The organism is Mycobacterium sp. DHQP2018-32-09, from assembly GCF_058148405.1.
In genome coordinates this window covers 1-5,174 of record NZ_JBYVYK010000033.1, presented here as the reverse complement: position 1 = coordinate 5,174, position 5,174 = coordinate 1, and the positions used below count along the sequence as shown (strand labels likewise).

Annotated in this window: 6 protein-coding genes; 2 read left to right on the top strand and 4 right to left on the bottom strand. The window is 72.5% G+C overall.

Translation table 11 applies throughout. The annotated features are described in order from the left end of the window. Positions 1–147: 147 nt before the first annotated feature. The 4 genes from AC30CM_RS16710 to AC30CM_RS16695 are packed head-to-tail and all read right to left on the bottom strand — an operon-like array spanning position 148 to position 3,269. Positions 148–813, bottom strand: a complete 666-nt coding sequence (locus tag AC30CM_RS16710; protein ID WP_490118020.1) for a cutinase family protein — start codon at positions 811–813, stop codon at positions 148–150. A gap of 55 nt (positions 814–868) precedes the next feature. Continuing rightward, entirely contained in the window at positions 869–1,525 is a 657-nt protein-coding gene (locus AC30CM_RS16705; RefSeq protein ID WP_490118019.1) for a cutinase family protein, read from the bottom strand. 24 nt (positions 1,526–1,549) lie between these two features. Beyond that, complete coding sequence (locus AC30CM_RS16700; protein WP_490118018.1) at positions 1,550–2,221, bottom strand: cutinase family protein; 672 nt, start codon at positions 2,219–2,221, stop codon at positions 1,550–1,552. 19 nt (positions 2,222–2,240) lie between these two features. Beyond that, positions 2,241–3,269, bottom strand: a complete 1,029-nt coding sequence (locus tag AC30CM_RS16695; RefSeq protein WP_490118017.1) for an EamA family transporter — start codon at positions 3,267–3,269, stop codon at positions 2,241–2,243. Between the two features lie 88 nt (positions 3,270–3,357). On the opposite strand from AC30CM_RS16695, the gene AC30CM_RS16690 reads away from it, so the two are divergent. Beyond that, a complete protein-coding gene (locus tag AC30CM_RS16690; protein ID WP_490118016.1) occupies positions 3,358–3,915 on the top strand; it encodes a CGNR zinc finger domain-containing protein in 558 nt (185 codons plus the stop codon). 84 nt (positions 3,916–3,999) lie between these two features. Next, entirely contained in the window at positions 4,000–5,124 is a 1,125-nt protein-coding gene (gene eccB, locus AC30CM_RS16685; RefSeq protein WP_490118015.1) for a type VII secretion protein EccB, read from the top strand. Positions 5,125–5,174: the final 50 nt, after the last annotated feature.

Below are 5,174 nucleotides of genomic sequence, written 5' to 3'. Positions count from 1 at the left end.
CGAGACCTCACTGCTCGGTGGGCCGCGCCCTGTGGACGATCGCGTGCGTTGTCGCTCGTTGTCGCTAAGGGGTGGGCATGGGCATCAATGGTCTGCTGGGCCGGCGTCCTACCGCTGGGCGGGCGTCCTGGCATCGGGCCCCACTGGCTAGACGCGGCCCGCGATGAAGTCGGCGGCCTGGTTGACCATGCCGGCGTCGATGTAGGCCTTGGCGGCGTGGTCGGACCAGTTCTTCTCCCACGTGTTGGGGTCGGCCGGGTTGCAGATCGGGTCGACGCCGTGGCAGAGATCGATGGTGCGCTCGCGGTACAGAGGGCTCACCGCGCCCAGCGGGCCTGCCCACGCGCTGCCGTTGCCGAACAGGGCCACGGCGGCGATGTGCTGGTCGGCCCCCGGCGGCAGCGGGTTGTTGAACCCGAAGAACTGGAACGGCACGGCGAGCAACACGTCCGTGACCGCGGCGCCCAGGGAGTACCCGCCCACGACGATGCGGGTGTCGGGGCAGCCGGCCATGGTGCTCTGCACGCGGGCGCTCATGTCGTTGGCGCCCACGTCGATCTGATTGTCGGCCGGGTACCGCACAGCGTAGAGGTTGACGTTCTTTCCTCGGGAGCGCAGCGCGCTCGCCAGGGCATTGCCGATCTGCCCGGCGCCTGCGGGTTCCAGCCGGCCGCGCGCGAAGATCAGCTCGACGGCCGGGCAGGCCGCTGCGGCCGTGGCCGCGAGGCGCGGCGTGACGATCGGGGGCGCGACGAGCAGGGCAGCCGCGGTGAACGCGACGACGAGTGCCGTGACGACGGAGCGACGGATCACGAAACCGATGCTAGCCGACCGTTTTCAGGAATTCCGGGGGAAGATCGCGGTCACTTCACAGCAGGCCGGCGATGAAGGTGGCCGCCTGGTCCGTGGGGCCGCCGGCGTAGGCGCGGTGGGCGGCGACGTCCTCGCCGTCGGTCTGGCACACCGGGTCGCCGCCGTTGCACAGGTCGATGGCTCGGGGGCCCCACACCGGGCTGGTGGTCAACGGCAACCCGAGCTTCGCCGAAGGGTTGCCGAACACCGCGATGCCGGCGACGAAGTCGGGGGTGTTGGGCGGTAGCGGGTTGGTGAACCCGACCGCCGGGATCGGCACCGCGGCGATGACGTCCATCACGGCCGCGCCCTGCGAGTAGCCGCCCAGCACCAATCGGGTGTTGGGGCAGGCGCCCATCATGTACTGGATGTGGGCGCTCGCATCGTTGGCGCCGTTGGCGGCGGCCAGGAAGTCGTAGCTGGCGGGATAGTTCACGGCGTACGCGCCCACCGACCGGCCGCCCACCTTGCCGCGTAGGTCGCTCACGAACGAGCCGCCCACGAGGCCGAGGCCCGGCGCCTCGGTGGTGCCACGCGCGAACACCACCTCGATGTCGGGACAGCCCTCGGCGGCGGCGGTGGGAGCAGTCACCAGGGTGAGGCCGGCCGTCAGCGTGGTGGCGGCGACGAGGGCGGCGGCGGCGACACGGCGCCGAACAAGATCACGGAGCACACCACATGCTAACGCGTAGCTGGGCTAGACAAGCCTTGCTACGAATGCGGCCGCCTGCGGAATGAAGTCGGAGGTCTCGTAGTGCGTGTGGGCGAACGGGTTGCGGCCGCGCGAGCAGATGGGATCCCCGTCGCTGCACAGGTCGATCGAGCGCCCCGCGAACGTCCCAGCACCGTCGAGCGGCAGGCTGAACTTCGCCGACGGATTGCCGAACACGGCGACGGCGGCCACCATGCCGTCGAGATTGCCCGGCAGCGGTGGTGCCGAGCCCACCTCGCCGATCCGGTTGCCCAGCGGCGGTACCCCGGCCAGCATGTCGACGGCGGCGGCGCCCTGCGAGTACCCGCCCAGCACCACGCGGGTGTTGGGGCAGGTGGCGGCGAGCGTGGCGATGCGGGCCGTGGCGTCGTTGGCGCCGTCGGCGGCGGTCAGGAAGTCGTAGGTGGCGGGGTAGTTCATCCCGTAGGAGGACACCGTGCGCCCGCCGACCTGGGGGATCAGTGCGTCGACGAGGGCTTGGCCGACGCGTCCGATGCCCGGCGGCTCGCTGGTACCGCGCCCGAAGATGACCTCGATGTCGGAGCACGCCGGCTCCGCGGCGGCGGGGGCGGCAACGACGATCGACGTCGCAGACACGACGGCCGCCAGGATCGCGGCCAGACGCATAGTCGTTCTACGCAAGCTCACACCCTGCATCTTCACACACCGAAGCGGGCTACGACGAATGCTCGGGCCGAACGTGCGGGGGTGCTGCCGGGGTCTCGGGAAGCCCGGTGTTGGCGCCGTCGGTGCGGTCGCCCTGCCTGGCGAGGGCGAGCCCCGCCAGCACGACGGCGCCGCCGACGGCCTGGGTGACGGTGATGGCCTCCCCGACGAGCGCCCAGGCGGCCAGGACGGCGAACAGCACCTCGGCGAGGGCGACGAGCGACGCGAACCGCGGCTTGAGTCGGGTGATGGCCATGATGCCCATGGTGTAGGCGACGGCCGTGGGTACCAGTGCCAGCAGCGCGACGGGGACCAGCCACGAGGTGGTCCACCCGGCGATCACGACCGACGAGGTGGTGAACGCCAGCGGCAGGGCGCCGGTGACGCCGAGCAGTGCGACGGCGAGCGCGCCGACCACCAGTCCGCCCGCGGCGAGGGTGAGGGGGTCGAGCGGTTCCCGGTCTCCGGCCTCACCGGCCGTGGCGACACGATCCGACATGACGAAGTAGCACGCCGAGCACACCGCGGCGCCCATGCCCCAGGCGATGCCGACGGCGTTGACGTGGGCGCCGGAGAAGACGTCGAGCACCAGCACGATGCCCGCGATGGCGAGTGCCACGCCCGCGAGCACCAGGGTTGCTGGTCGCCGCCGGGTGTGCGCCCACAGCCAGCCGACCACCAGCAGCGGCGAGACGTACTCCAACAGCAGGGCGACGCCCACCGACAGGTGTTCGACGGCGCTGTAGTAACACAGCTGGACCCCGGCGATCGGGACGATGCCGTAGGCGACGACGGTCTTGGCGTGCCGCAGTGCCTCGCGGGCCCAGTCGCGTTTGACGAGGGTGGCGAACGCCGCCATGGCCAGGGCACCGCCGGCGAGCCGCGCGGTCACGGCGGCGGTGGGGGTCCAGCCGGCTTCCATGAGGGACTTGGCCAAGGGGCCGGAGAGGGCGAATGTGAAGGCCGAGCCGATCGCGAGCAGCAGGCCGGCCCGGAAGTGCGTCGACGCGGCGTCGCGTCGTGCGGTCGTCGTGCTCACCACCACCTCCTGGGTCCCGTCGAACGTGCCGTCATGAGTAAAATGAATGACGGTCGTGACGCTAGCCGTCGGAGGAGTAACGAGTCAAATGAATTTCAGTCATGACACGGAACTCACACTGCGCGCGGCCTGCGTGCTGGTCAACACCGCCCGGGTGGACGGCGATCGACTGGCGGACATCGCGGCGCTGGACTCCTACCTCGACGCCTTCGGATGGACGGGGCGGCGCGACCGCGACGACGCCGAACTGGAATCGGTGCACCGGTTGCGCGGCCGCATCGGCGAGCTGTGGGACGTCGCCGCCGACGAGGTGCGCACCGTCGAACGGGTCAACGCGCTGCTCGCCGACACGCGCGCCAGTCCGTGGCTGACGCGCCACGCCGAGATGCCCGAATGGCACCTGCACCTGGCATCGGTGCACGACCCACTGTGGCAACGCATGGGCGCCGAGATGGCCATGGCGTTCGCGGACCTGATCCGGGCCGGGGAGTTGCGCAGGCTCAAGGCGTGCGCGGCACCCGACTGTGAGGCGGTCCTCGTCGACCTGTCACGCAACCGATCCCGGATGTTCTGCGACACCGGCAACTGCGGCAATCGCCAGCACGTGGCGGCCTACCGCGAGCGGCAGCGCGAGGACCACGGGTAGACGTCCCGCCGCCGGAGATGCCGCCGGAGATTAGGTGCGATGGCGGGCCCCCACGGCCACCTAGGGTCGACACCGGGGGATCACATGGCCTTTGGAACGTCGGGTGAAACGTCGGGTGGAACGTCGGGTGGACCGTCGAGCTGGCTCCGGGTGAGCGCACACCGGCTGCGGCGCCGCCGCATGGCGCACGCGCTGATGCGCCGCGACGTTGCGCTGCACGATGACCCGCTGCGCGCCCAGACGTGGGCGCTGGGCGCCGGCGCCGCCGTCGCGACCGTCGTCGTCGCCGCGTGCGTGGTGCTCGCCCAGCTGCACCCGCGCGGCACGCTCGCCGACGCGCACTTCGTCATGGTGCGCGATTCGGGCGCCCTGTACGTGCGGATCGGTGACACCTGGCATCCCACGCCGAACCTCGCGTCGGCGCGGCTGCTGCTGCGCTCGTCGGCGCCACCGGTCCTCGTCGGCGAGGACGCGTTGGCCGGCGTGGCCCGCGGCGGCGCGGTGGGCATCGCGGGGGCACCGGCGACCATCGGCGTCCCGACCCGCTGGGACACCTGGGCGGTGTGCGACGGCACCGACACCACGCTCGTCGTCGGCGGGCCGGGCGGGGCGGACCCCGTGCCCGCGATGCTCGTGACGCCCCGCGGTGAGGGCCCGGCCGGCACCGCGGTGCTACACGACGGCGTGCGCACCCGTGTCGACCTCCGCGACCGTGCGCTGGTGGCCGCGCTGGGCCTCGACGGTCTGCTCCCGCACCCCGTCTCCCGGGCGCTGCTCGACCTGCTGCCCGAGGACGACCGGGCCCCGCGGACACCGCCCGTGACCGCCCAGACCGTCTGCGTGCGGTGGGACGCGGTGCACGCGCGCACCGACCTGCTCGAGGCCCCCGGCCCCGATCCGGCGGCGGTGACGCTGGCCCAGGCCGACGGGGCGGGACCGCGCATCGATCGCGTCGTGGTGCCCGCGGGGCGCTGCGCCTACGTCACCGCCGTGGCCGCCGCCGGGGGCGTCGACGGGATGCGGGCCGGGCCGCGCTATCTGGTCACCGACGGGGGCGTGGTGCACGGCATCCGCGACGACGCGGCCGCCGCCGCACTCGGGTTGGGCGGGGAACCGGTGGCGGTGCCGTGGGCGCTGCTGGCATGGCTACCCCGTGGACCCGAACTCGCCGTCGAGGACGCGGCGCTGGCCATCGACGCGGCGCCGTGACCGCGCGCCCGCAGCCAGCAGCCACGCCGTGACCGCGGCCGCACACACGG

What these genes read in the sequence shown, in the direction of transcription:
- AC30CM_RS16700 (WP_490118018.1), bottom strand. Translation starts at nt 2,221, where the DNA reads ATGCAGGGTGTGAGCTTGCGTAGAACGACTATGCGTCTGGCCGCGATC.
- AC30CM_RS16690 (WP_490118016.1), top strand. Translation starts at nt 3,358, where the DNA reads ATGAATTTCAGTCATGACACGGAACTCACACTGCGCGCGGCCTGCGTG.
- eccB (WP_490118015.1), top strand. Translation starts at nt 4,000, where the DNA reads ATGGCCTTTGGAACGTCGGGTGAAACGTCGGGTGGAACGTCGGGTGGA.